1 protein-coding gene is annotated in these 1,458 nt (G+C 71.3%); it reads left to right on the top strand.

Annotated features, from left to right (window positions below):
• Nucleotides 1–127 precede the first annotated feature (127 nt).
• On the top strand, nucleotides 128–1,458 hold a 1,331-nt coding region (locus tag FCI23_RS55670; RefSeq protein WP_169317505.1), incomplete at its 3' end, for an NF041680 family putative transposase.

Below are 1,458 nucleotides of genomic sequence, written 5' to 3'. Positions count from 1 at the left end.
AGCTTGACGTTTAACCTCGCAGGTCACCCGACCTGCTGATCTGCGGTTCTTCCCGGGACAGAAGGGGCGGCCGTTCTCCACGCTTCGAGATGTCGAGTCACGAAGCACGAGAGAACGGCCGCTGTGTATGAGTCTCCCGGTCGACGCGCCCGCAGGTGACGCGTTGGATATCTTGTCCCGCTTTCGGGTCGATTTCCATGAATGCCTCTACGCCCGCCAGGACGCGCTCTTCGAGCTCACGGACGCGGTGCTGTGCGCGGACGGGCCGGTGAAGACCCTGGTCGAGCTGTCGCTGGCGGTCGAGCACCGGCGCGGGCATGGCGCGCTGTACGCGGCTTTGGACCGCGGTTGGCTGGAGCCGACGCGGTTGCGCCGTACGCTGGCCGGCCTGCCGCTGCCGAAGGCAGCCGACGGACGGATCGTGCTGGCCGTGGACGTGAGCAACTGGCTCCGCCCCGATGCCCCGACCAGCGACGACCGGCTGTTCTGCCACGTCTACGGGCGTGGCGACCGCAAGACGGATCAGTTCGTGCCGGGCTGGCCGTACTCCTTCGTCGCCGCCCTGGAGACCGGCCGGACCTCCTGGGTCGCGCTGCTGGACGCCGTGCGCCTGGGGCCCGCCGACGACGCGACGCTCGTCACCGCCGCCCAACTGCGCGACACCGTCGAGCGGTTGACGCAAGCCGGGCACTGGCGGCCGGGCGACCTGGAGATCCTGATCGTGATGGACGCCGGCTACGACGTCGCCTACCTCTCCCACGCCCTGGCCGACCTGCCTGTCGTCCTGGTCGGACGCCTGCGCTCGGACCGCGTCATGCTCCGCGACCCCGGCCCCGCCCGCTCCGGGCCGAAGGGCGGGCGGCCCCGTCGGCACGGCGGCGTCCTCACCCTCGCCAAGCCCGACAGCTGGCACCAGCCCGACGTCACCACCAGCACGGACACCACCCGCTACGGCAAGGCCGAGGCGATGGCCTGGGACCGGATGCACCCCAGACTCACCCACCGCGGCCCATGGCTGGACCACGCCGAGGAGGAACTGCCTGTCCTGCACGGCACGTTGATGCGGCTGCAGGTCGAGCGCCTGCCGGGCGACCGCGACCCGAAACCGGTCTGGCTGTGGTGCTCAGACACCGCCGCGACACCGGCGGACGTGGACCGCTGGTGGCAGTCGTTCCTCCGCAGATTCGATCTTGAGCACACCTTCAGGCTCCTGAAGCAGACGCTCGGCTGGACTGCCCCGAAGGTCCGCCACGCCGACAGCGCCGATCTGTGGACCTGGCTCATCATCGCCGCCCACACCCAACTCCGCCTCGCCCGCCCCCTCGCCGAGGACCTGCGCCGTCCCTGGGAGCGACCCGCCGAGCCCCGCCGCCTCACTCCCGCCCGCGTCCGCCGGGGGTTTCGCAACGTCCGCGCGACGGCGGCCCGTCCCGCGGCCGCACCGAAACCGTCCAAGCC

This window comes from Actinacidiphila oryziradicis, from assembly GCF_005047355.1.
In the GTDB taxonomy this organism is placed as follows: Bacteria; Actinomycetota; Actinomycetes; order Streptomycetales; family Streptomycetaceae; genus Actinacidiphila; species Actinacidiphila oryziradicis.
The sequence above is the reverse complement of the archived record's forward strand: the minus strand, read 5'-3'. Positions and strand labels throughout refer to the sequence as shown.